Here is a 22,179-nt window from a genome sequence, read left to right on the forward strand (position 1 = left end):
TGATTTTTGGAGAATTTCGGCTTATTTCCGAAGGAGTTGGTTCTGTTCCCGCCGTTTATCAGTTTTTGAGCGTGGAGCAAAAATCCAAAGTGATTTTTGTCCCACGCTCTTGTTTTTAAGAGAAATAATCAAGAAAGGTCGCTTTTTATTTTCTTTTACGTTATAATACAATAAGTTAATATGTTAACAAGTTAAGGAGTGATGGAGATGTGTAGTCAAGAAAATAAACAAAGACTGATCTCTCTAGGAGAAAATGTCACAGATGAATGGATTCAAACGCAATTAAATGAATGCGTTTCAAAAATTGCTAAAAATATGCAGCGTTTCGGAACACAGTTTCCTTCAGCTTGTGCTACGAATGGTCGATATCGTCTCAAAGCTAACGATGATTGGACCAATGGCTTTTGGACAGGCATGCTTTGGCTGGCATATGAGTGGTCTCACCAAGAAAAATTTCGTTTACTGGCAATGGAAAATATTGACAGCTTTCAACAACGATTAGAAGAGCATTTTGTTTTGGACCACCATGACATTGGTTTTTTATATAGTCTATCGGCGGGTGCTGGGTATAAAATTACCGGTGATGAGCGCTGTAAACAAGAAGTGATAGCTGCCGCTGAAGTATTGTCAGCACGATTCCAAGAAAATGGCTCCTTCATCCAAGCGTGGGGCCATTATGGTGATCCCAAAGAATATCGATTAATTATCGACTCATTAATGAATTTACCGCTTTTATTTGAAGCAACTAAATTATCTGGAAATAGGTTTTATGAGGAAATTGCCTCACGTCACTATCATACGTTAATGAAAACGGTGATTAAATCCGATGCGACAACTTATCATACCTATTATTTTGATCCAGAAACAGGCAAACCAAAACATGGAGCTACGCATCAAGGACATAGTGATACTTCCATTTGGGCACGAGGCCAAAGTTGGGCAATTTTAGGGATTCCCCTAAACGAAACATTTCTCCATTCCCAACCATTTCCAGAAATTTATCCACAAATAGTGGAGGTTTTTCTAGCTCATTTGCCTGCAGATTTAATTCCCTATTGGGATTTTGATTTTAATGACCAAATGCCATCTGACAAAGATAGCTCGGCACTGGCAATTGCGGCATGTGGTTTATTGGAAGCAGACAAACTACAGGCTTTTCCTCAAGCGAAAGAGCTTGCCAAAGGAATGATTTATCAATTAGGAGAATATTATCGTACGCAAAATGATTCCGAAAATGAAGGACTGCTACTCCATGGTGTTTACGCACATGCAGAAGGAAAAGGGATTGATGAACCCAATTTATGGGGCGATTATTTTTACATGGAAGCCTTAATGCGTTTAGCAAAACCATCATGGCAAAGATACTGGTAAAGGGGAAAAATGATGCAAACGTTTGAGATTAAAGAAGACTTTTTATTAAATGGACAACCAATAAAAATTATTAGCGGGGCGATTCATTACTTTCGAATGACACCTAGACAATGGGAAGATAGCCTCTATAATCTGAAAGCTTTAGGGGCTAATACAGTAGAAACCTACATTCCTTGGAATATTCATGAACCAGAAGAAGGCGTATACGATTTTGAAGGAATGAAAAACATTGAAGCATTTGTCCGCGTGGCAGAAAAACTGAATTTACTAGTTATTCTGCGTCCTTCGGCTTATATTTGTGCAGAATGGGAGTTTGGTGGCTTACCAGCATGGCTTTTGAAAGAAAAAGGCGTGCGATTACGTTCGACAGATCCTATTTTTATGACTAAAGTTCGTAACTATTTTCAAGTATTATTGCCTAAACTAGCACCACTGCAGATAACACAAGGTGGACCAGTGATCATGATGCAGGTTGAAAATGAATATGGGTCCTATGGCATGGAGAAAGCGTACTTGCGACAAACCAAGCAGATAATGGAAGAACTGGGGATTGAGGTTCCTCTTTTTACATCTGATGGCGCTTGGGAAGAGGTTCTGGATGCGGGGACGTTAATTGAAGAGGATGTTTTTGTGACAGGAAATTTTGGTAGTCATTCGAAAGAAAATGCTGCCGTTTTGAAAAAATTTATGACTCGTCATGGTAAAAAATGGCCGTTGATGTGCATGGAATACTGGGATGGGTGGTTCAATCGTTGGGGTGAACCAGTGATTCAGCGAGAAGGTACCGACTTGGCGAAGGAAGTAAAAGATATGCTGGCAGTGGGTTCTTTAAATCTCTATATGTTTCATGGAGGAACAAATTTCGGCTTTTATAATGGGTGTTCGGCGCGAGGTGCAAAAGATTTACCTCAAGTCACTAGCTATGATTATGATGCTTTATTAACAGAAGCAGGAGAACCAACAGAAAAATATTATGCCGTTCAAAAAGCAATTAAAGAAGCATGTCCAGAAGTTTGGCAAGCACAACCACGCACGAAAAAACTGGGGAATTTAGGAAGCTTTCCAGTAACTGCTAGCGTATCCTTATTCGCAGTAAAAGATCAAATGATGACACCGAAGACCACCCCGTATCCATTAAGTATGGAAGAAGCTGGCTCAGGCTATGGCTACTTGCTTTATTCGTTTGATTTAAAAAATTATCATCATGAAAATAAACTAAAAGTGGTTGAGGCTAGTGATCGTTTACACATTTATGTAGATGGAGATTTAGCTGCTACCCAATATCAAGAGACAGTGGGAGAAGAGCTACTGATTTCAGGGCAAACTGAAAAAGACACACTTGCGTTAGATATCTTAGTGGAAAACTTAGGTCGCGTTAATTATGGCTTTAAATTAAATAATCCCACACAAAGTAAAGGAATTCGAGGTGGAGTGATGCAAGACATTCATTTTCACCAAGGCTATCAACACTATCCCTTAACTTTTTCACAAGAGCAATTAGCCAAGATTGATTACACAGCTGGAAAAAATCCATTGCAGCCTTCGTTTTATCAAGTAACATTTGAATTAGAACAGCTAGCAGACACGTATATTGACTGTCGAGGCTACGGCAAAGGATTCGTTGTGGTCAATGGCCATCATCTAGGTCGTTATTGGGAAATAGGACCCATTCATTCGCTGTATTGTCCCAAAGAATTTTTACAGCAAGGACAAAATGAAGTAGTAATTTTTGAAACAGAAGGAATTAACATTGAGTACTTGAAATTTACGAATCAAGTAATCATAGACTAAAATAATAGAAGTAGAAGCTGAAATTTATTCGGCTTCTACTTCTATTTTGGTTTTGAAATATTTCCAATGTTTATAACTAATAATATATTCAGCAACACTACCATCTGCGAGATAGGAATGTTTAACTTGTTTAACAGCGGGTTCACGAAAACTTAATTGAAGTAAATTCAATAACTCAGCATCTTCGGGAAAGACAATTTCATTTGTTTCTACAGAAGCCAACGAGAAGAGGTCTACTGAAAAATCTTTACGGACTCGTTCATACACACTTGCATAAGCTGTGAGGTCCTTTGAGAGCGGCTCTTTAACAAGCTTTTTGGGAAGATGTGTGATATGTACGAGAAAGGGTGTATCTTCAGAATAGCGTACACGCTTGATTCTATAATAAGAAGCGTTAGCTGGTAAGCCTAATTCCTTTAAAATTTCGGCTTGATTTTCTTCTTCAATTGAAAGGACTTTAACTTTTTCAGAGTCTAAAGAATGCAACTCGATATCAGAAAATTTTACATTTTGAGAAACTTTTGATTTCGAAACAAAGGTCCCTTTTCCTTGGATACGATACAAGTAACCTGCACTGGTTAGCTCATTCAGTGCTTTGACAGCTGTGATAGAACTAACAGCATATTTTCGTTTAATATCGGCTTCAGAATAAAATTTATCACCAGGAATAAAGGTATGATTTTTTATTTCACGTAAAAGGTCTTGTTTAATTTGTTCATATTTAGGTAACATGCGATTGCCTCCATTCTAGTAATCGAATGAATTAAGCATAACATGTTAACTAGCCTTTAGCAAACACTTTGAAAAAGAGGAAAGACAATTTTTATTTAAAGAATTCAAAAAAATAAATTCAATATATTAAGATATTAGGTTTACGGATAACTTAGTATGTGTTATAGTAAGTTCGTAGAGAACATAACATGTTAAGTAGGGTCACCTACATCTAGGGAGGGAAATTCGTGGAAAACATTGTACTAATTAGTCATGGTAGCATGGCTGAAGGCGTCAAAGTTAGCTTAGAAATGATCGTTGGTCGGCAAGAACACGTGCATACAGTCTCATTACGACCAGATAGCGACAATCTTCAATTTGAGAAAGAGCTAAATGAAAAAATGAAAGCCCTTAACGGTACGACACTGATTATTGCTGATTTACTAGGAGGAACGCCATGTAACGTGGCAACTAAGAATTATTTGAACGTTGACGGAGTGGAAATTATTGCAGGGATGACGCTCTCTGTTGTGATTGAAGCAGTGGTTAATCAACAGGCTTCGATTAAAGAATTAGTTTGTTTAGCACAAGAAAATATTGTTGATGTAAAAGCTGGGATGAATCAAGCAGAACAAGAGATTTCAGAAGCCAGCAAAGAAAAAGAATTAAGTAACTATAGTCAATATGCTGGAAAAGAAAATATTGTAAACACACGGATCGATGAACGGTTAATTCATGGACAAGTAGCGGGAATTTGGTCGACAAGTCTTAGTACACAGCGAATAATTGTAGCCAATGATGAGGCGGCTACAGATCCTTTACAAAAATCATCTTTGAGAATGGCAGCGCCTTCTTCGATGCGTTTATCTGTTCTTGGAGTAGAGGCTGCCGCTAAAAATATTCAATCAGGAAAATATGGTAAACAGCGTTTATTTTTATTATTTAAAAATCCGAAAGATGTGCTCCGCTTTATCGAAGCGCAAGGACCTATCAAAACTGTAAATGTTGGGAATATGAGTTACAAAGAAGGAGCACGCGAAGTAACAAAAAGTATTCAAGTTTTACCAGAAGAAGAACAAATTTTTGAAACAATCGCTTCAAAAGGCGTCACTGTGACAGCCCAATTAGTTCCAAACGATCCAGTCGTTGATTTTATGAAAAAATTACGCGGCTAAAACTGTCAGACTAAGAAAGAATATTTTTAAATTTAGGAGGAAATTTCAATGCATTTAGCAGCGTATCAAATTATTTTAATTACTATTTATGCGTTTATTGCTATTAATGACTCACTTATTTCAAATACGTTGACGCAACCAGCTATTGCTGGAATGATTTCTGGAATGATTATGGGAGATTTAAAAACTGGTTTAATGGTTGGCGGCACTCTTCAATTAATGCGTTTAGGAATTGCTGCTTTTGGTGGAGCATCGGTACCTGATTATTTCACAGGGGCTGTTTTAGGAACCGCTTTCGCTGTAATCTCTGGAAAAGGAGCGGAGTATGGCATTGGTTTAGCTGTTCCTGTTTCTCTGTTGATGTTGCAACTAGATGTAGTGGCCCGTTTTTGTAATGTCTTTTTACTTCATAGTGTCGATAAAGCGATTGATAAGATGCAAGTAAAACGGATTCCACGTTTAGTTTTATCTGGTTCTGTTCTATGGGGACTGTCTCGTGCCATTCCGATTTTATTAATGTTATTAGCGGGGGATGCTGTAGTAACAACGATTACCGATAACATGCCAGAATGGCTAATGACGGGCTTAAAAACAGCTGGAGGAGTATTACCTGTTGTCGGTGTAGGGATTTTATTACGTTACTTGCCAACGAAGCAATATATCCCCTATTTACTATTAGGCTTTTTCTTAGCGGCTTATTTAAAAGTTCCAATGTTAGGTGTTTCGATAGTTGGGATGGTAGCAGCGATGCTTGTATTTAAACGTGATGGGGCAAAAAGCACGACACAAGCAACAACAGGAAATGGTGATTTTGAAGGAGGATATGACGGCGATGAGTAAGCATAAACTGACAAAAAAAGAATTAAATGCAATTAGCTGGCGTTATATTTTAGGAAGCCAATTAAACTGGAACTATGAACGTATGATGAGTTCAGGATATTTATACGGCATCTTACCTGTTTTAAAAAAATTCTATGGTCATGATGAAGCACAATTTCAAGATATGATGCGCACACACAATCAATTTTTTAACACCAATGCTATTTTTGGGAATTTAATTATGGGGATTGATGTTGCGATTGAAGAGCAAGATGGCTATAAAGCGAAAGAAACAATTATTGCGCTAAAAACAGCTCTGATGGGTTCTTTGGCAGGCGTGGGTGACTCTTTATTCCACGTTATTTGGGGGACGATTTTCGGCTCTGTTGCAGGGACACTGGCTCAAAATGGTTCGGTGGTTGGCTGTGTTATTTGGATTATTGCAAATATTGCACTATTGTTTGGTCGGGCCGCGCTCTTACCACTTGGTTATAAGCAAGGGGTCAAACTAGTGACGACCTTAAAAGACAAGTTATCTGCCTTTACGAATGCAGCAACTGTTCTTGGTGTGACTGTGATTGGTGCCTTAATTCCTTCAGTTATCAAGGCGACAGTTCCTTTTGTTTATAAAAAGAACGGGGTCGAATTAGTTATTCAAGATACGTTAGATGCGATTCTGCCTTCCTTAGTTCCAATCTTACTTGTTCTTTTGACTTATTGGATGTTAGGTCAAAAGAAATTAAATTCCACACGAGTGATTTGGATTATTTTAATTTTATCGATTGTTTTGAGTGCCTTTGGTATTTTGGCGTAAAAAGTATATTAAGTGATTTTCAGAGAGTCGGAGAGTGTAGAAAGTATTTTTCTTCACTCTTTTTCTCTGATTTGTATGTAAGCGTTTTACAATAGTTTTTTAGGAGGAGAAAGAATGAAAAACAGGAAAATATGGGTAATGCTGGTCGGACTGTTTACTGCTTTGACGAGTGGATTTATGGGAACCACCCTTACTTTTGCAGAAGAAAACGAAGCGAGCCAAACGATTGAGCAACCCTCTTACATTTCAGATTTCCCCAATCAAGTTGGGCATTGGCAAGATTTGGTGGGAACAGCAGAAAAAAAGAATGATTCTGCTGGTTTATGGATCGCAAACACGAAGCAAGGGACAAACCTAGAATCTGTCTCTATCAATCTTGATGCACGCGAACAATCTTCAGGAGATCTTGAACTAACCTTTTTATATGAAGGACAAAGTAACTTCGGATTGGTTTTTCGCGGAGATAAACAAAAGACGAGTCAATGGCAATCTTTTGCTTATAATCGTGACGGCCGCTGGCAATTAGGACAACCAGGCGGTAAATGGCTAACTAATATTCCGGGGCCAACATTACTAAGTGGCCAACAATATAAACTGCTGGTTCGCTATGATGGGAAAAAAATTCAAACATTCCTGAATGATCAATTATTTTATGAAAATGAAGAGGTTCATTATCCTGATGGTACGTCCATTAATGATGACTGGACGGGGGCTGTAGGAATTAGACTATTTGGTAATCTATCAAAGCTGAATATCATTTCTATGAAAAGTGGCTCCGTTGGTAGCATTCCTGTTATCGATTCATCTGCAGAATACCGAGAATTAAAAGAAAAATGGCGAAATCAGCTTGTTTCCAAAGAATATGATTCAACTAACCAAGCGCTTGTAGACTACGTCCAAAAAATCTCCAATGAAGCAACAGAACTCGATCAAACGATGAATAAAGAGCCGAACCGCAGCTATTTATGGCCACTAGAGCCTGGCAATACGCCATCGGCTGATTTAACGACTCAATTTACCAAATTGCAAAAATTAGCGTTAGCCTATGGAACGAAGGGGAGTACGCTTTACCAAGATGACAAATTGGCAACAACCATTATTGATGGCTTAGATTTTATGGTGACGCAAAAAGGGTATGATGGGAAAAAGTACCACGGAAATTGGTGGGACTGGCAAATTGGTGTGCCACAGAAGTTTCTTAATATTCTAATGATTTTAGAGGATAAAGTTTCTCCGGAAAAGCAACAAATCTATACAAATGCGCTGAGCAGTTATGTCCCAGATCCGTTTAAACAGTTGTATACAAAACCACAAGGAACGTTTGTGGATTTAGCTTTTATCCCAAATTTTGTGACATCAGGAGCGAACCGAACGGACTTAGCTTTAACTGTTTTGGGGTTAGGAATTTTACAAAAGGATAGCGGGAAAATTAACCAAGCATCCAGTAGTATCGTCGATGTATTTAAATTAGTCACAAAAGGTGATGGTTTTTACCAAGATGGTTCTTTTATCCAGCACAATAACATTCCTTATACAGGTTCGTATGGCAATGTTTTGGTGAAAGGGGTTGGACAAATTTTGGCCATTACAGCAGATTCATCTTTTCAAATGGATGCAACTCTTGTGACAGAATTTGTTGAAAATGTTGATCGTGCCTTTCTTCCTTTGATTTATAAAGGTGAAATGCTACCAACTGTGAATGGCCGTTCCATCTCAAGAGCCCCAGCAGTTGGAAAAACAGGCTACGGCTCAACTACCATGTATAATTTATTAATTGTGGCTAAATTTGCTCCTAATAATTATCAAAAGAAATTTCAAGAAGCCGTTAAATATTGGATGAAGGAGAACCCAGATTATTATTTGACAAATGCTCGTGATTTTAATGATTTACAGATGACTATGCAACTTTTAACTAATCCAGAAATTACGGGAGGGCAACTTCCTTTTACAGGTACGAAACTTTATGCTTCGATGGATCGATTTGTCCAACGCACACCTAGTTATATGTTTGGGCTAGGCTTGTATTCAAAGCGCACTGCATCTTTTGAAGCAGGGAATAAAGAAAATAAACGTGGCTGGCACACTGGTGACGGAATGATGTACGTATATAATGATGACGAGGTTCAATTTAATTCCAGCTATTGGCCAACTGTAGATCCCTATCGACTACCAGGAACAACGGTAGATACCATTTCTTTGGCAGATGAAGTTTCAGCATTTACAACAATCACATCGAAAGAGCAATGGGTTGGTGGAGTAACGTCAGACAATCAGGCAGTAGTAGGGATGGCTCTTAATAAAGACGGGACCAAAAATAATGGGAAACTTTTACCTATGAACCTACAAGCTAAAAAATCTTGGTTTGTATTAAATGGGCAAATTATCGCATTAGGCGCAGGAATTAAAGGGGATACAGAAGCTTCGATTGAGACAGTTGTTGATAATCGTTTGTTAAATGATGCGTATCAGTATCAAGTGCTATCAAATATTGGGGAGATTCATGAGAAAAATGAAACGAGTAAAAAACAATGGTTATTACTAAAGTCGGATCATTCCAATGCTAATATGGGTTATTATTTTCCAGAAGAAACAACGGTAAATGTTAAAAGTGAAACTAGAAAAGGAACCTATAAAGCAATTAATGAAGCATTTCCAAGTGATAAAGAATATGTAGGTGATTATCGAACATTTACGATTCAACATGGTCAACACCCAATGAACGAGCATTATGCTTATGTAGTTTTACCAGAAATCGATGAAACTGATTTAAAAACATATGCTGCCAAAAAAACAGTAGAAGTTCTCTCAAATACAGAAGAAATTCAAGCAGTTAAGCAAGAAGAAGAAGGCTATCTTGGGGTTAACATTTGGTCAGAAACTGGCGGTACAATAGCAGGGATTACTTCAAATAAAGCTATTTCTTTAATGAGAAAGACACAACAACACCAAAAAACGTATACTTTCTCTGATCCCACACAAACAACTAAGACACTGACTTTAAAAATACCAAAAGATTACAGCACAGTAATTAGTCAAAGTGACGGAATCACTTATGATGATGCAACAGAAACCTTTACTATTAATTTTGAAAATGCTGCAGGAAGTAGTAAACAAATTATTGTAGAATAACTAAAAGAAATTAAAGTAGCCTCAAATTCCAGTTTAATCGGAATTTGAGGCTACTTTGTTGAAATTATTTAAGATTCTAACATTTCTGCAGGTAATAAAATCGTTTCACGATGGCCATCATCAAAAGCAAAAATTCGCGACGGATATGCCGTAGAATAACTAAATGGTAAGTCGATGGCCATTTCTACTGAACTATTTTCTTGAGAAAAATGGACAGTCACTTTGCCATTATTGTTCAACAAATCAAAGTGAAGTAAGTCGTTTAAAGGGATAACCCCTTTTAGATTTAAGTCAATAATCAACCAAATACTATCAATTAAGCCACTAGGTAAGCTGGAAACAACACCTAATGAAGCATAGCGGCTACGGTCACTATCAAAACGTTCAAACATATGGATGACCTCCTTTTTGTTTACTTACTTTTAGTATACTGCAAATTTTAAAAAAAGAAATTGTTTCGTTTGAAAATATTGCGTAGATTAGCAAAAATTTAATATTCCTCTGTAGCTTCCTAGCTTTGCAGGTGTCATCATTTATGTGAAGAAATCAAGACATGCAGTAAAAAGAAAATGGGACGTACGTTGTTTCAACGTACATCCCATTTCTAAAACTTAAGAGAATCAGCTGAACAAAAGTGTACTCTTTATTCGTCTAATTCTGGTTCAGTCGTTTCAGCAGCTGTTCCTTCTTCTTCTTCAGGAGCAGTTTGTGCTTCAACAATAGCAACTAGTTGTTCTTCTGGATCAGTTAAAATTTCATAGTCTTTGTGTTCAGGTAAATCAGCGATTGTAAGAGCATCACCAATTTCTAAGTTTGTAATATCTACTTCAATTGATTCTGGCAATTTATCTGGTGTGGCTGCCACTAAAACAGTGTACAAGTTTTGAGCTAAGGTACCCCCAGCTTTCACACCTGCAGATTCACCAATTAATTGAACTTCTGCTTCGACTTCTGTTGTTTCTTTCATATTTACAGATAAGAATTCAACATGAAGCATTTGACCAGTAAAGGTATCTAATTGTGCTTTCGACATTAATGTGTTGATGTTTTTGCCATCAACTGTCATTTTAATAACGGTGTTAGCACCATGTTCGCGTAAAATTTTTGATAAGTCTTTTTCTTCAAAATAGATTGGTGTACTTTCAATTTGGTAACCGTAAACAATGGCAGGTACTTTCCCTTCGTGACGTAGCTGATTTCTTAGTGAACGTGGACGGATAGCTCTTTCTTTAACTTCTAATTGTACTGACATAACCTAATTCCTCCTTGAAATAATGAGTGATTTGGTTAAACTCAGAAACAAAACATAATGGAAAAAAGAAACTCTTTTTTCAGTTGTTCTTGTCTAGAAAAATGCTAACAATAATCAAAAAATCCCCACAAATATTGCCAGGCAACACTCATGGGAATGGTTCATTGTTATCGTTGTTCTCTCCCAGGTCATTACGCTGTTTTTGAGAAACCTTTATTTACTTTACTTATTAACCGTAACACTTATATTTTTATACGTCAAGGAATTACCTTTTTCCACTTTTCATCTTTAACGGATTCCACTATACTAATACCAGAATGGAGCGGAACAATGCGAGTAGATAAATTACTAGAAGAACTTCAGTTTGGATCACGCAAAACGGTGAAACGATTAATCAAAGGCAAGCAGGTCACTGTGGATGGCATCGTGACTTTAAATGAAAGCCAAAATGTCGATGCGCAATTACAAATGATTAAAGTAAAAGGACAATTAATTTCGCATAAGACCCATGTGTACTACATGTTGAATAAGCCAAAAGGTGTGGTTAGTGCTGTCTCAGATGCATCTAAAAAAACAGTCATTGATTTGATTGCACCACAAGACAGACGCCCTGGTCTTTATCCAGTGGGCAGACTCGATGGCGATACGGAAGGGTTACTTCTATTAACAGATAATGGACAATTAGGGTATCAATTAATTCGGCCAAATAAAGAAGTAGCGAAATGTTATGAAGTGAAAGTCAATGGTTTGGTCTCTGCAGAAGATTGTGCTAAATTTAAAGATGGGATTGTTTTGCAAGGAGGCATTCAATGTAAGCCAGCAAAAATAACTGTTCTTGCAGCGACTGAAACGGAGAGTCATGTTTTCCTGACTATTCAAGAAGGAAAATTTCACCAAGTGAAAAAAATGTTTTTATCTGTGGGGAAAAAAGTGACTGCTTTAAAACGCCAAACTATGGGGCCGTTGCGGCTAGATCCGCAATTACCTTTAGGTGCTTATCGTTCATTAACAAGAGAAGAGTTACAATTGCTATTGCCTTATTTTTTTATTGAAAAACAACAAACAAGCAAAGCGTTACCGAGTAATTTGAAAAGAGAAGAGGAACGGAAATGAAAACATTGCTTTTTGATGTTGATGATACATTGTTAGATTTTAAATTGGCTGAAAAGAAGGCGCTCCATGCCTTATTTGAAGAAGAAAATGTACCATTTACATCTGAAGTCGAGTCAACATACCACCGAATTAATCAAGGATTATGGCGTTCATTTGAAGAAGGAAAAATAACAAAAGATGTTCTCCTTGATACACGGTTTGGTTTATTGTTTGACGCGTTTAATCGAGAAGTTGATAGCGTTAAAATGGGAGAAAACTACCGAGAATATTTAAGTCAAGGACATGACTTGCTTGGCAATAGTCAACGTATCTTGGAAAAATTAGCACCCCATTATGATTTATATATTGTGACAAACGGAGTGGCAAAAACACAGTATCGTCGGTTGGAAGATTCGAAATTAATGCCTTATTTTAAAGATATTTTTGTTTCAGAAGAAGTGGGTTATCAAAAACCGATGAAAGAGTATTTTGATTTTGTTTTTGAACGGATTCCTAATTTTAGTCGAGAAAAAACAATGATTATTGGCGATTCTTTGCATTCAGATATTCAAGGAGGTCAACAAGCGAAAATTCAAACTGTTTGGCTCAATCCGACCTCCGCTCCAGCAACACCAACCATTCAACCCAATTATACGATTCAACAGCTAGATGAGTTGTTACCAATTCTTGGGCATTAAAAAGAGCGTGGGACAAAAATCACTTTGGATTTTTGCTCCACGCTCAAAAACTGATAAACGGCGGGAACAGAACCAACTCCTTCGGAAATAAGCCGAAATTCTCCAAAAATTAAAGAGCAATTTTCGGAAATTTCTTCTTATTTCTCGGAGCTAAACGGTTCTGTCCCGACCTCTTTTTAACTTAAATGTAACCGTAAGCGAACCATATCCTTTAAAGGCAAGCCGTTTTCTATAATAGGCTCATCATAATGATGGATAAAAAAATCTGGTTCAATATGTGTCATTCGAAAACCGACTTTTTGGTAGAGATATAGCTGTTGAAAGCCTGTGCTCCCAGTCCCAATCTCCAAGGAATCATACTTTTCTTTTTTGGCAAAATCAATGGCAAAATGTAATAATTCTTGCCCGATGCCCCGCCCTCGGCTTTCTTCTGAGACAGCGATGTTTACGATTTCCAATGTCCGTGGGTGAGTCGGCAACAGGACTAAAATTCCTTGAAGTTCTTCAGTCTGATAGTCAAAGCAAATGCCGCGGGTAATGTAATCTGCCACCATTTTTTTTGAGGGATCTGCCTCATAAAGAAGAGCGTAATGCGCCGTTGTAAGTGCTTCTTTTTTGACTTTTTTAATCATAGGTAGGATTCTCCTTTTATTGATAAGTATACTGTAATTGAAAGAAGTGTGGGCAGATTTTTCATAAGAAGATAAAAATCACATGAAAAGTCTTGGAAAAGGTCTGGCATTCTTCAGAGTTTTCATTATAATAGTAAAAGACAATGAAGTTTTTGAAAAGAAAGAGGTTTATACATGAAAGATAGTCAGCCAATTATCATTGGTGTTACTGGCGGATCAGGAAGCGGAAAAACCAGTGTTAGCCGTGCGATTTTTAATAATTTTCCCGATCATTCAATTATGATGTTAGAACAGGATTCTTATTATAAAGATCAGAGCCATTTGAGTTTTGAAGAACGTTTAAATACCAATTATGATCATCCTTTTGCGTTTGATACAGATTTATTGATTCAACATGTTGAACAACTGTTAAACTATCAAGCCATTGAAAAGCCAGTTTATGACTACGTTGCGCATACAAGAAGTACAGAAACGGTGATCCAAGAACCGAAAGAAGTAATTATTCTTGAAGGGATTTTAATTTTAGAAGATCGCCGCTTAAGGGATTTAATGGATATTAAAGTGTATGTGGATACAGATGATGACATCCGCATTATTCGTCGAATCAAGCGTGATATGGAAGAACGTGGCCGTACTTTGGATTCTGTGATTGAACAATATTTGACAGTCGTCAAGCCCATGTATCACCAATTTATTGAACCTACGAAACGTTATGCAGATATCATTGTGCCAGAAGGTGGCGAAAACCACGTCGCTATTGATTTAATTAATACAAAAGTGGATAGTATTTTAACAAAAATGTAATAGTCAGCTTAAATAGCCGTCTCTATATCAGAGTCGACTGTTTAAGCTTTTTTTGACTTTTAAAGGGTGGTTTTATCAAATATTTTAAGGGATAGCTAAAAAGTTGAAAATATTGCAAGAAACAATATGCTATAATTTTTTAAAGGAAAAGGAGGGAAGGGAATCTGAATGATAAAAAGAGGTGAGGTTTTTTATGCGAATCTCTCACCAGTTGTTGGTTCTGAACAAGGTGGGATTCGACCTGTCCTGATTATTCAAAATAACAAAGGTAACTTATTTAGTCCAACGTTGATTGTTGCACCGATTACCCGTAACGTAAGCAAGCGGCTGCAACCAACGCAAGTCCTCATCGAAATTCCCCATAACGAGTGCAGGACGCCATCACTTATTTTGTTAGAACAAATTCGAACATTGGATAAAGAACGAATGCTACACAAGGTTTGTCAACTTTCTCGTGAAGAGATGGAACAGGTCAATCAAGCTTTAAAAGTTAGCGTTGGTATCCGTTAATTTACATATAAAGAAATCGTTTTGGGGAAACGGTTTCTTTTTTTTTGAAATAGTTTCCAAATATTCGTTTTTCTCGTATAGTGAAAGAGGAGGCGATCACATGGATAAAATTCGTTATGGAATTATGAGTACTGCCCAAATTGTCCCAAGATTTGTAGCAGGGCTTCGAGAAAGCGCGCAAGCTGAAGTGCGCGGGATTGCATCAAGGCGTTTAGAGAATGCTCAAAAAATGGCTAAAGAATTAGCGATTCCGGTAGCTTATGGCAGTTATGAAGAGTTATGTAAGGATGAAACAATTGATATTATTTATATTCCCACCTACAATCAAGGACATTACTCAGCAGCTAAGCTTGCGTTATCACAAGGAAAACCCGTCCTACTGGAAAAACCATTTACATTAAATGCTGCTGAAGCAGAAGAACTCTTCGCAATCGCACAGGAGCAAGGGGTTTTTCTAATGGAAGCTCAGAAATCTGTCTTTTTACCAATTACCCAAAAAGTAAAGGCGACGATTCAAGAAGGGGGATTGGGAGAAATTTTATGGGTTCAGTCAGTTACTGCCTATCCCAATGTGGATCATATTCCCTGGTTTTACTCGAGAGAAGCGGGTGGTGGAGCGCTTCATGGCTCAGGAAGTTATCCATTACAATACTTACAATACGTATTAGGGAAAGAAATTCAAGCGGTTACGGGAACCGCAACATATCAGCAAGGGGCGACGGATAGTCAATGTAATTTAGCTTTGAAATTTGCTGAAGGGACACTGGGCAATATTTTTATTAATGTTGGTTTAAAGATACCTAGTGAAATGACCATCTGTGGGACAAAAGGGCAAATCGTTATTCCTAATTTCTGGAAAACAGATTGTGCTTATTATACAGATACTCAAGGCAACACTGTCAAATGGTCTGAACAATTCACTAGTGAATTTACGTATGAAATCAATCATGTGAATCAATGTTTACAAGACAAAAAGTTAACTAGCCCCGTAATGACGAAAGAATTAACGATAGCAACCGTCAAAATTGTTGAAGGTTTTTATCAAGAATGGTTTGATAGAGAATAATTACCACAACTTGCTATCCATACTATTCTGTGTTAAAGTGTGTTTTATGCGACGAGTTGACTCAATCAGATAGCTTCGGCTATTCCGTTTTGACGGCTAGTGATTGTCAAACACAACGACACCAGATAGTACGGCTATCAGTTACCGGATTTGTAACGTGTCGGACAGAATACTTTTGTGGAGAAGGTCTCTGTCTATTTATGCAAATAAATAGTGTGGTATCCCTTAACAGTTACTACTGTTAAGGGATTTTTTTGTATGAAAAGAGAAGTGTTGCACTTTTATAAGTGCAACTTTTTTGTGTTGTGGAACAGATAAAATAACGCTATAGTTTTAAGTGTAAAGGGAAAAGAAAAGAGGTGACAAGGCATGACCGTGTTGTTGTCCAAAAGAGCGATAAATATTTTATTGATGCTTTTGGATTTGGAAGGGAGTATTACCACGCAAGAATTAGCTGAGAACTTTACTGTCAGCGTTCGAACAATTAAGTATGATTTAGAAGATATTCGTGCTTGGTTTGAACAGCACGATGAGACACTTTATTCAAAACGAAATAAGGGAATCTGGCTAGATTTACCTGACTCTAAACGCTTACTGTTAAAAAATGAAATTATCGATGTCGATCGATTTGAAACCTATCCTGATCAAAAAAGACGAGTCAATGTATTGATTTTTCAGTTATTGTCAGTCAAAGGGTACTTAACGGCACAGCAGCTAGCAGATGAATTATTAGTGAGTCGAAACACAATTGTCAGTGATTTGGAACAGGTCGAACGGTTGCTGCAAGCATATGATTTAACCTTAATTCGCCAAGCACGGCAAGGGTTTACAATTAGTGGTGAAGAAAGCAATGTACGATTACTGATGGAATTTATCACTCAAAAAGAACTTACAGAATACGATATTTACCAAATTATGAACTATGTGACAAAGACAAAAGGGGCTGAAAAAATCCCTAAAATTAAATTTGGGTCAGGGACATTGTTTCAAGGTTGTTATCGTAGTGCATTGAAAAAAATGCGAAATTTAATTAATCCACTCGATCAAAATCAATTTGATTATGCCGAAATATTATCTATTACGTTGAGAGTGGCAATTGCCGCAGCACGTATGCAGATGGCACATACAATTGGGACTTACCGAGTGTTATCGCAAAAAACACGCTTTGAACAACGGAACGAAGTACCACTTTTACTTTTACAAGAGGTGTTTGAAAGGTATGACTTGCCTTTATTAGCGGATGAATATTTTTATATTTATAGTGATTTATTCGGAACCCATCAACGGCAAGATATGGTTCAATTAACAAAGCAAGTGATTGAAAGCGTTTCAAAAGAGCTGAATTATCCTTTTGTAAATGATCGCCAATTATTTACGAACTTGTTTGCACACCTATCCTTACGTTTTACAAAGAAACATTTATTTATTAATGAATACAATCCGTTTTCTGAAGAAATCAAAGGAAAACACCCAGCGTTATTTTTAGCTATTCAAAGTGCCTGTAAACAATTAATTCAACGTTCTGTTTTGTTAGTCAACGATTCTTTCTGCGCATATATTGCGTTGCATTTTTTGGCAGCTCAGGAACGACAACAGCAGGAAGCTAAAGTTGTTAGGATTGTGTATGTTTGCTCGACGGGCTTAGGTGTGACCAGTTTAATTGAACAAAAAATTTTAGAGGAAGTACCAAACGTTGAACTCGCAGGATTTGCTTCTGTTTTAAATGCAACTGAAGTGATTCAAGCAGAAAAGCCCGATTTGGTATTGAGTATTTTCCCAATTGAAGAAATGACATACCCATTTATTAAAGTTAGTCCATTGTTGACGGACACAGACTTAAGTTTGATTCGGGAAGAGGTCGATAAAATTTTATTAGGGAAACGTCAAGGAAAAGGTACTGCTCGCTCCACGAAATCTGATGTAATTGAAAAAAATGAACGGATACAAAGCCAAGATTTATTAGTAAAAGCGTATATTATTTATGAAGAGTTAAAACGAATGTTTCAAACAAAGTTACTGAGCGAATATCAAGAAGCCTTTTTACTTCACGTTTTATTAATGACACATCGGATTACGTTTAATAAACAATACGAAGAGATTCCTTGTAATAGAGAAGTATCTCATGAACGGCAAGAAGAAATTCGGCAAATTGAATGTTTATTTGCTAAAAATGAGTTACCTGTCAATCATGCTGAAATTTCAGCATTACTTAATTATTTAGAACAACCAAAGGAGGAAGAGGATGGAACTAGCAATGGAAGCACAGGAGATCATTCGACAAAGTGCTGAACCAGAAAAGCTACAATCGATTATCAAACAAACCAGTGCGCGATTAGCAGAAGCACAAATTGAACCAACGGAATTACAGTGGACGATTTTGATTAACCATCTCAATGAGATGCTGAATCGTTCAAGAGAAGGAACGACATTAGCTGGTGTTGATCGGACGTTATTTACGGAACTAACACCAGAAACGTTGAAAATTGCACAAGAAACAACAGAAGCAATTGGTCAGTTATCAGAAGATGAATGGTATGTTTTAGCTGTTCATTTTGAAGTTGCTAAACAAAACAATTAATAGGAGGAAAAGTTATGATTACAGTAGTTATCGCAGATCGTTTAGGAAAAGGACAAAATGTTGCAAAAGGAGTGGAGCAAGCCGGTGGTCGCGCGGTTGTTGTTCCAGGAATGGGCGCTGATATGCGTTTAGGAGATGTGATGCAACAAGAAAAGGCAGATTTAGGCATTTCTTTCTGTGGCAGTGGTGGTGCAGGGGCGTTAACGGCTGCTACTAAATACGGGTATCCCGAAAGACATGGCATGCGATCAATCGAAGAAGGGGTAACAGCAATTAACGATGGGAAAACTGTTCTTGGATTTGGTTTTATGGATCAGGAAGAACTTGGTAAACGAGTAACTGAAGCATTTACTAAGAAACACGGAGCATAGAAAGTAGTAACTTAGAAAGGAGCGGTAATTATGGATGCCACAAAACGGTCAACACAAACCGTGATTGTTTCTGGAAAAGGTAATAAGAAGAATGAAGCTTTTGCAAGTGCGTTGAATGATGTTTCAAAAAAAGTATTAAAAGAAACAACAGAGGTCCTCATCCGGATTGAACCGAAAGAAGTAACTATTCGTCAGGCAAAAGAACAAGTTTATACAGAAAAATTTCTGTTCTTCTTCTTTCCTAGAAAGAGAGTGATTTATCATGTCGAACTAGCTGTAGAAGTGGAAATCCAAGCCATTGCAGTCGAAGAAGTTGATTTTTTAACGGAAACAATTAAAGAACCGAACGCAGTAGTAGTTCCGTTTCTTTCAAAAAGAGGCGTATAAAGGGAGGAAGAAGGAATGGAATTTGTAATCATTTTGCTGAAGTCATTGCTTATTGGTGGTTTACTAGGTTTTGCAGCTGGCGCAGGCGCTGCTCGGATGTTTCATGCACCACAAACGCAAGGGTTAGGGGCATTTAGAACATTAGGAGAAATGAACGCGGCACAAGGAGATCCAGCATCACACTTTTCTTTTGGTTTAGGTTTTTTCTTTAATGCTTGGGCTTCGGCCGTCGGAGCAGGTGCCTTTACACAAGATGTGACCCACCGGATTGTGCCTAACTGGGCTGCAGCAATTTTATTGGTAAAGGATAAAGATGTCACTAAAACGATGCATAATCCCAAAAAAATGGGGATTGTCGGGGCCTTTGTAGGAATGGCGACTGTGGCTTTCTTAAATAGTACAGCTGCAGCAATTCCAGAATCGCTACAAGTAACAGCAGTTGCGGTGTTGGTACCTGCAGCAACGATTTTAATCAATACTGTGATGCCCGTTTTATTCTGGCTAGCGGCTTTAGATGCAGGAAAACGGACGGGTTTTTGGGGAACGTTATTTGGCGGATTATCTCAATTAGTCATGGGCAATGCTGTCCCAGGAGTTGTATTAGGGATCTTAATCGGTAAAGGTGTCGATGATTTAGGGTGGACCCGAATGACACGCGGCATGCTTGGTGCCATTATCTTATTATTTATTTTAAGTGGCTTCTTCCGAGGGTTCGACTTAGAAATGATCGAAAGTTTCCGCTTGTCTATTCCTCAATGGTTAAATAATTTACACAATGTCTTCACCGTTAAATAGAAAAAAGGAGGTCTCATAGATGGAACAGCAAGAAAAAAATGAATGGGCACAACAAGAACAAGAAATTCAAGAAGGTTTAAAAGGCAAAAGTTTTTGGTATGCTGATTGGGGCTTTCCGATTTTAGTCGGGATTATGTCAGCGGCAATTTTTGCAGGAACACATATGTATGTAGTTTATGGTGTGGGCGCCTTTAATGAAGTTTCAATTGTTGCGATGCTAAAAGCTGGTTTAGATGGTGGTTCTTATGGCGCTGCCGCAGCATTTGGTGCAAGTTTCCTGTTTGCACGAATTTTAGAAGGTTCCTTAGTCGGGATTTTAGATTTAGGTGGCTCAATTTTAACGGGGATTGGGATTGGCGTACCTGCAATTTTCCTCAGCATGGGAATTAAAGCACCTGTAGAAAACTTTGGCTTAGCCCTTTTAACAGGTGCGCTACTAGGGTTAGCAGTTGGTGGCGTGATTGTGTTGATCCGGAAATTTACTATCAATCAAGGAAATTCCACTTTTGGTGCGGATGTGATGATGGGTGCTGGTAATGCCTCAGGACGTTTCTTAGGCCCGTTAATTATTTTGAGTGCGGCGGGAGCTTCGATTCCTATTGGGATTGGTGCCACATTAGGCGCTTTAGGTTTTTACATTTGGAAAAAGCCAATCGCTGGGGGCGCAATTTTAGGCGCAATGATTTTTGGTGCAATATTCCCGGTTTCTTTATAATAAGAAAAAGCCTTTTGTTTTGCACTTTCTCTGTCATGAATAAGAATAAGCGTTTACATTATAATGTTACTATGTTATTATAAATGCGAAATAATTATTATTTTTATTAGTTGAACGGAGGAATTAACAAATGAATGGTTTTGTACAGTGGATGGAAGTTAAGTTAATGCCGATTGCGAATAAATTTGGTTCGCAACGCCATATGACAGCGATTAGAAAAGGATTAATTGCAACGATGCCTTTAACAATTGTGGGCTCATTCTTTACAATTTTTCAAAATATTCCAATTGAGGCATACACAAAATTGATTGAACCTTATCAAGCAATTTTAGATATTCCTTCCCGCTATACGATGGGGTTACTTGCACTTTATGCAACATTTGGGATTGCTTCATCATTGGCCAAAAGTTATAAGCTTGACTCTTTGACGTGCGGAATTTTAGCATTAATGGCCTTTTTAGTAACAGCGGCACCACCAACACGTGTCTTTGAAGATGTTGACAACGTCATTACAGCAGGGCGCTATATTAATTTAGCAAATTTAGGTTCAGCTTCTTTATTTGGTGCGATTGTAACAGCGCTGTTATCTGTTGAAATTTATCGCTTCTTTATTGAAAAAGATATTATGATTAAGATGCCAGATGGCGTACCGCCTGAAGTGTCAAATTCATTTATTGCGTTAATTCCAGGAGCAGTTATTCTTTTATTATTCTGGGTTATTCGCCACGTAATTGGTTTTGATTTGAATGGTTTCTTGAGTACGTTATTAATGCCACTTAAAGGTATCCTTGCTGGTAACAGTTTATTTGGCGGCTTACTAACAGTCTTCTTAATCTGTTTCTTCTGGGTTTTAGGGATTCATGGTCCAGCGATTATGGGCCCGGTTATTCGTCCTTTCTGGGATATGTCGATTGCAGAAAACCTTGAAGCTTTTACCAATGGCGCAAACGTTCATCAGTTACCTAATATTTTTACAGAACAGTTTTTACAATGGTTTATCTGGATTGGTGGCGCTGGAACTACGCTTTCTTTAGTTGTTTTAATGATGTTTTCTAAATCAACGTATCTGAAAAGTCTTGGCCGTTTATCGTTCTTACCAGGCTTGTTTAATATTAATGAACCAGTTATTTTCGGAACGCCGATCGTAATGAATCCTATTTTAGGTATTCCGTTTATCGTGGCACCGTTAATTACCACAACGTTATCTTATTTCTTAACAGTCGCTAATATAATTCCGATGATGGCTGCACGCTTAGCGTTTGCAATTCCAGCACCAATTGCTGCTTGGATGAGTACCAATTGGAGTTTTTCGGCCGCAGTATTAGTGATTGTTAACTTCTTAATTACAATGGCTATCTACTATCCATTTTTCAAAGTTTATGAAAAACAACAATTGGATAAAGAAGCAGAAGAATTAGCAGCTGAACAAGCAGCGAAAAATTAAAAAATGTTAGGGCGGGTGTTCTGAT

General features: G+C 37.6%; 22 protein-coding genes. 18 read left to right on the forward strand and 4 right to left on the reverse strand.

Annotated elements, in window-relative coordinates; translation table 11 throughout:
- Positions 1 to 207: 207 nt before the first annotated feature.
- Positions 208 to 1,371, forward strand: coding sequence for a glycoside hydrolase family 88 protein (locus IGK03_RS03110; protein ID WP_010707802.1), 1,164 nt, complete (start codon positions 208 to 210; stop codon positions 1,369 to 1,371).
- A gap of 12 nt (positions 1,372 to 1,383) precedes the next feature.
- Positions 1,384 to 3,162, forward strand: coding sequence for a glycoside hydrolase family 35 protein (locus IGK03_RS03115; protein WP_141426106.1), 1,779 nt, complete (start codon positions 1,384 to 1,386; stop codon positions 3,160 to 3,162).
- Positions 3,163 to 3,186: 24 nt separating this feature from the next.
- Here the strand turns inward: IGK03_RS03115 and IGK03_RS03120 are convergent, their stop codons facing one another.
- Positions 3,187 to 3,894 (reverse strand): GntR family transcriptional regulator, encoded by a 708-nt coding sequence (locus IGK03_RS03120; RefSeq protein ID WP_002366233.1) that lies wholly within the window; start codon positions 3,892 to 3,894, stop codon positions 3,187 to 3,189.
- Positions 3,895 to 4,154: 260 nt separating this feature from the next.
- Here IGK03_RS03120 and IGK03_RS03125 point away from each other — a divergent pair, with 260 nt between their 5' ends.
- From IGK03_RS03125 to IGK03_RS03140, 4 genes are all read left to right on the forward strand, one after another.
- On the forward strand, positions 4,155 to 5,048 hold the full coding sequence (locus IGK03_RS03125; protein WP_002383065.1) for a PTS mannose/fructose/sorbose transporter subunit IIAB: 894 nt from the start codon (positions 4,155 to 4,157) through the stop codon (positions 5,046 to 5,048).
- Between the two features lie 48 nt (positions 5,049 to 5,096).
- Complete coding sequence (locus IGK03_RS03130; RefSeq protein WP_002358771.1) at positions 5,097 to 5,888, forward strand: PTS mannose/fructose/sorbose/N-acetylgalactosamine transporter subunit IIC; 792 nt, start codon at positions 5,097 to 5,099, stop codon at positions 5,886 to 5,888.
- Complete coding sequence (locus IGK03_RS03135) at positions 5,881 to 6,681, forward strand: PTS system mannose/fructose/sorbose family transporter subunit IID (RefSeq protein WP_002383066.1); 801 nt, start codon at positions 5,881 to 5,883, stop codon at positions 6,679 to 6,681. Before IGK03_RS03130 ends, IGK03_RS03135 begins: the two co-directional genes overlap by 8 nt.
- Before the next feature lie 114 nt (positions 6,682 to 6,795).
- Positions 6,796 to 9,810, forward strand: a complete 3,015-nt coding sequence (locus IGK03_RS03140; RefSeq protein WP_430602462.1) for a polysaccharide lyase 8 family protein — start codon at positions 6,796 to 6,798, stop codon at positions 9,808 to 9,810.
- A 68-nt stretch (positions 9,811 to 9,878) separates the two neighbouring features.
- Here the strand turns inward: IGK03_RS03140 and IGK03_RS03145 are convergent, their stop codons facing one another.
- Together IGK03_RS03145 and IGK03_RS03150 are read right to left on the reverse strand one after the other, a co-directional pair.
- Positions 9,879 to 10,202, reverse strand: coding sequence for a DUF960 domain-containing protein (locus IGK03_RS03145; protein ID WP_002355697.1), 324 nt, complete (start codon positions 10,200 to 10,202; stop codon positions 9,879 to 9,881).
- Positions 10,203 to 10,453: 251 nt separating this feature from the next.
- Positions 10,454 to 11,062 (reverse strand): 50S ribosomal protein L25/general stress protein Ctc, encoded by a 609-nt coding sequence (locus tag IGK03_RS03150; RefSeq protein ID WP_202334775.1) that lies wholly within the window; start codon positions 11,060 to 11,062, stop codon positions 10,454 to 10,456.
- Positions 11,063 to 11,392: 330 nt separating this feature from the next.
- Here IGK03_RS03150 and IGK03_RS03155 point away from each other — a divergent pair, with 330 nt between their 5' ends.
- Together IGK03_RS03155 and IGK03_RS03160 are read left to right on the forward strand one after the other, a co-directional pair.
- On the forward strand, positions 11,393 to 12,175 hold the full coding sequence (locus IGK03_RS03155) for a 16S rRNA pseudouridine(516) synthase (protein ID WP_202334776.1): 783 nt from the start codon (positions 11,393 to 11,395) through the stop codon (positions 12,173 to 12,175).
- Positions 12,172 to 12,852: a YjjG family noncanonical pyrimidine nucleotidase gene (locus tag IGK03_RS03160; protein WP_002355700.1), complete on the forward strand. Its 681-nt coding sequence runs from the start codon at positions 12,172 to 12,174 to the stop codon at positions 12,850 to 12,852. The genes IGK03_RS03155 and IGK03_RS03160 overlap by 4 nt, the downstream gene beginning before the upstream one ends.
- A 176-nt stretch (positions 12,853 to 13,028) precedes the next feature.
- On the opposite strand, the gene IGK03_RS03165 is transcribed toward IGK03_RS03160, so the two are convergent.
- The gene (locus tag IGK03_RS03165; protein WP_002386989.1) at positions 13,029 to 13,484 is read right to left on the reverse strand and encodes a GNAT family N-acetyltransferase; all 456 of its coding nucleotides are present in this window, start codon (positions 13,482 to 13,484) and stop codon (positions 13,029 to 13,031) included.
- 174 nt (positions 13,485 to 13,658) lie between these two features.
- On the opposite strand from IGK03_RS03165, the gene udk reads away from it, so the two are divergent.
- From udk to IGK03_RS03215, 10 genes are all read left to right on the forward strand, one after another.
- Positions 13,659 to 14,288 (forward strand): uridine kinase, encoded by a 630-nt coding sequence (udk, locus tag IGK03_RS03170; protein ID WP_002355702.1) that lies wholly within the window; start codon positions 13,659 to 13,661, stop codon positions 14,286 to 14,288.
- Between the two features lie 168 nt (positions 14,289 to 14,456).
- A complete protein-coding gene (locus IGK03_RS03175) occupies positions 14,457 to 14,798 on the forward strand; it encodes a type II toxin-antitoxin system PemK/MazF family toxin (RefSeq protein WP_002355703.1) in 342 nt (113 codons plus the stop codon).
- A gap of 100 nt (positions 14,799 to 14,898) precedes the next feature.
- Positions 14,899 to 15,864, forward strand: coding sequence for a Gfo/Idh/MocA family protein (locus IGK03_RS03180; RefSeq protein WP_025193965.1), 966 nt, complete (start codon positions 14,899 to 14,901; stop codon positions 15,862 to 15,864).
- Positions 15,865 to 16,233: 369 nt separating this feature from the next.
- Positions 16,234 to 18,153, forward strand: coding sequence for a BglG family transcription antiterminator (locus tag IGK03_RS03185; RefSeq protein WP_002388793.1), 1,920 nt, complete (start codon positions 16,234 to 16,236; stop codon positions 18,151 to 18,153).
- Positions 18,119 to 18,442, forward strand: coding sequence for a PRD domain-containing protein (locus IGK03_RS03190; RefSeq protein WP_002386165.1), 324 nt, complete (start codon positions 18,119 to 18,121; stop codon positions 18,440 to 18,442). Before IGK03_RS03185 ends, IGK03_RS03190 begins: the two co-directional genes overlap by 35 nt.
- Before the next feature lie 14 nt (positions 18,443 to 18,456).
- Positions 18,457 to 18,813 (forward strand): glycine-rich SFCGS family protein, encoded by a 357-nt coding sequence (locus IGK03_RS03195; protein WP_202334777.1) that lies wholly within the window; start codon positions 18,457 to 18,459, stop codon positions 18,811 to 18,813.
- A 30-nt stretch (positions 18,814 to 18,843) separates the two neighbouring features.
- Positions 18,844 to 19,200 carry a DUF4312 family protein gene (locus IGK03_RS03200; protein WP_002355708.1) on the forward strand — a complete coding sequence of 119 codons (357 nt, stop codon included), beginning with the start codon at positions 18,844 to 18,846 and terminating at the stop codon, positions 19,198 to 19,200.
- 15 nt (positions 19,201 to 19,215) lie between these two features.
- A complete protein-coding gene (locus IGK03_RS03205) occupies positions 19,216 to 19,995 on the forward strand; it encodes a DUF4311 domain-containing protein (RefSeq protein WP_002355709.1) in 780 nt (259 codons plus the stop codon).
- 19 nt (positions 19,996 to 20,014) lie between these two features.
- Positions 20,015 to 20,710: a DUF4310 family protein gene (locus IGK03_RS03210; RefSeq protein ID WP_002361314.1), complete on the forward strand. Its 696-nt coding sequence runs from the start codon at positions 20,015 to 20,017 to the stop codon at positions 20,708 to 20,710.
- A gap of 130 nt (positions 20,711 to 20,840) precedes the next feature.
- Positions 20,841 to 22,154: a PTS sugar transporter subunit IIC gene (locus tag IGK03_RS03215; protein WP_002358780.1), complete on the forward strand. Its 1,314-nt coding sequence runs from the start codon at positions 20,841 to 20,843 to the stop codon at positions 22,152 to 22,154.
- Positions 22,155 to 22,179: the final 25 nt, after the last annotated feature.

This window comes from Enterococcus sp. DIV2453a, from assembly GCF_050533535.1.
Lineage (GTDB): Bacteria > Bacillota > Bacilli > Lactobacillales > Enterococcaceae > Enterococcus > Enterococcus faecalis.

Coding starts and splice junctions, on each gene's coding strand:
- IGK03_RS03110 (WP_010707802.1), top strand. CDS start 208: ATGTGTAGTCAAGAAAATAAACAAAGACTGATCTCTCTAGGAGAAAAT.
- IGK03_RS03115 (WP_141426106.1), top strand. CDS start 1,384: ATGCAAACGTTTGAGATTAAAGAAGACTTTTTATTAAATGGACAACCA.
- IGK03_RS03120 (WP_002366233.1), bottom strand. CDS start 3,894: ATGTTACCTAAATATGAACAAATTAAACAAGACCTTTTACGTGAAATA.
- IGK03_RS03125 (WP_002383065.1), top strand. CDS start 4,155: ATGGCTGAAGGCGTCAAAGTTAGCTTAGAAATGATCGTTGGTCGGCAA.
- IGK03_RS03130 (WP_002358771.1), top strand. CDS start 5,097: ATGCATTTAGCAGCGTATCAAATTATTTTAATTACTATTTATGCGTTT.
- IGK03_RS03135 (WP_002383066.1), top strand. CDS start 5,881: ATGAGTAAGCATAAACTGACAAAAAAAGAATTAAATGCAATTAGCTGG.
- IGK03_RS03140 (WP_430602462.1), top strand. CDS start 6,796: ATGAAAAACAGGAAAATATGGGTAATGCTGGTCGGACTGTTTACTGCT.
- IGK03_RS03145 (WP_002355697.1), bottom strand. CDS start 10,202: ATGTTTGAACGTTTTGATAGTGACCGTAGCCGCTATGCTTCATTAGGT.
- IGK03_RS03150 (WP_202334775.1), bottom strand. CDS start 11,062: ATGTCAGTACAATTAGAAGTTAAAGAAAGAGCTATCCGTCCACGTTCA.
- IGK03_RS03155 (WP_202334776.1), top strand. CDS start 11,393: ATGCGAGTAGATAAATTACTAGAAGAACTTCAGTTTGGATCACGCAAA.
- IGK03_RS03160 (WP_002355700.1), top strand. CDS start 12,172: ATGAAAACATTGCTTTTTGATGTTGATGATACATTGTTAGATTTTAAA.
- IGK03_RS03165 (WP_002386989.1), bottom strand. CDS start 13,484: ATGATTAAAAAAGTCAAAAAAGAAGCACTTACAACGGCGCATTACGCT.
- udk (WP_002355702.1), top strand. CDS start 13,659: ATGAAAGATAGTCAGCCAATTATCATTGGTGTTACTGGCGGATCAGGA.
- IGK03_RS03175 (WP_002355703.1), top strand. CDS start 14,457: ATGATAAAAAGAGGTGAGGTTTTTTATGCGAATCTCTCACCAGTTGTT.
- IGK03_RS03180 (WP_025193965.1), top strand. CDS start 14,899: ATGGATAAAATTCGTTATGGAATTATGAGTACTGCCCAAATTGTCCCA.
- IGK03_RS03185 (WP_002388793.1), top strand. CDS start 16,234: ATGACCGTGTTGTTGTCCAAAAGAGCGATAAATATTTTATTGATGCTT.
- IGK03_RS03190 (WP_002386165.1), top strand. CDS start 18,119: ATGGAAGCACAGGAGATCATTCGACAAAGTGCTGAACCAGAAAAGCTA.
- IGK03_RS03195 (WP_202334777.1), top strand. CDS start 18,457: ATGATTACAGTAGTTATCGCAGATCGTTTAGGAAAAGGACAAAATGTT.
- IGK03_RS03200 (WP_002355708.1), top strand. CDS start 18,844: ATGGATGCCACAAAACGGTCAACACAAACCGTGATTGTTTCTGGAAAA.
- IGK03_RS03205 (WP_002355709.1), top strand. CDS start 19,216: ATGGAATTTGTAATCATTTTGCTGAAGTCATTGCTTATTGGTGGTTTA.
- IGK03_RS03210 (WP_002361314.1), top strand. CDS start 20,015: ATGGAACAGCAAGAAAAAAATGAATGGGCACAACAAGAACAAGAAATT.
- IGK03_RS03215 (WP_002358780.1), top strand. CDS start 20,841: ATGAATGGTTTTGTACAGTGGATGGAAGTTAAGTTAATGCCGATTGCG.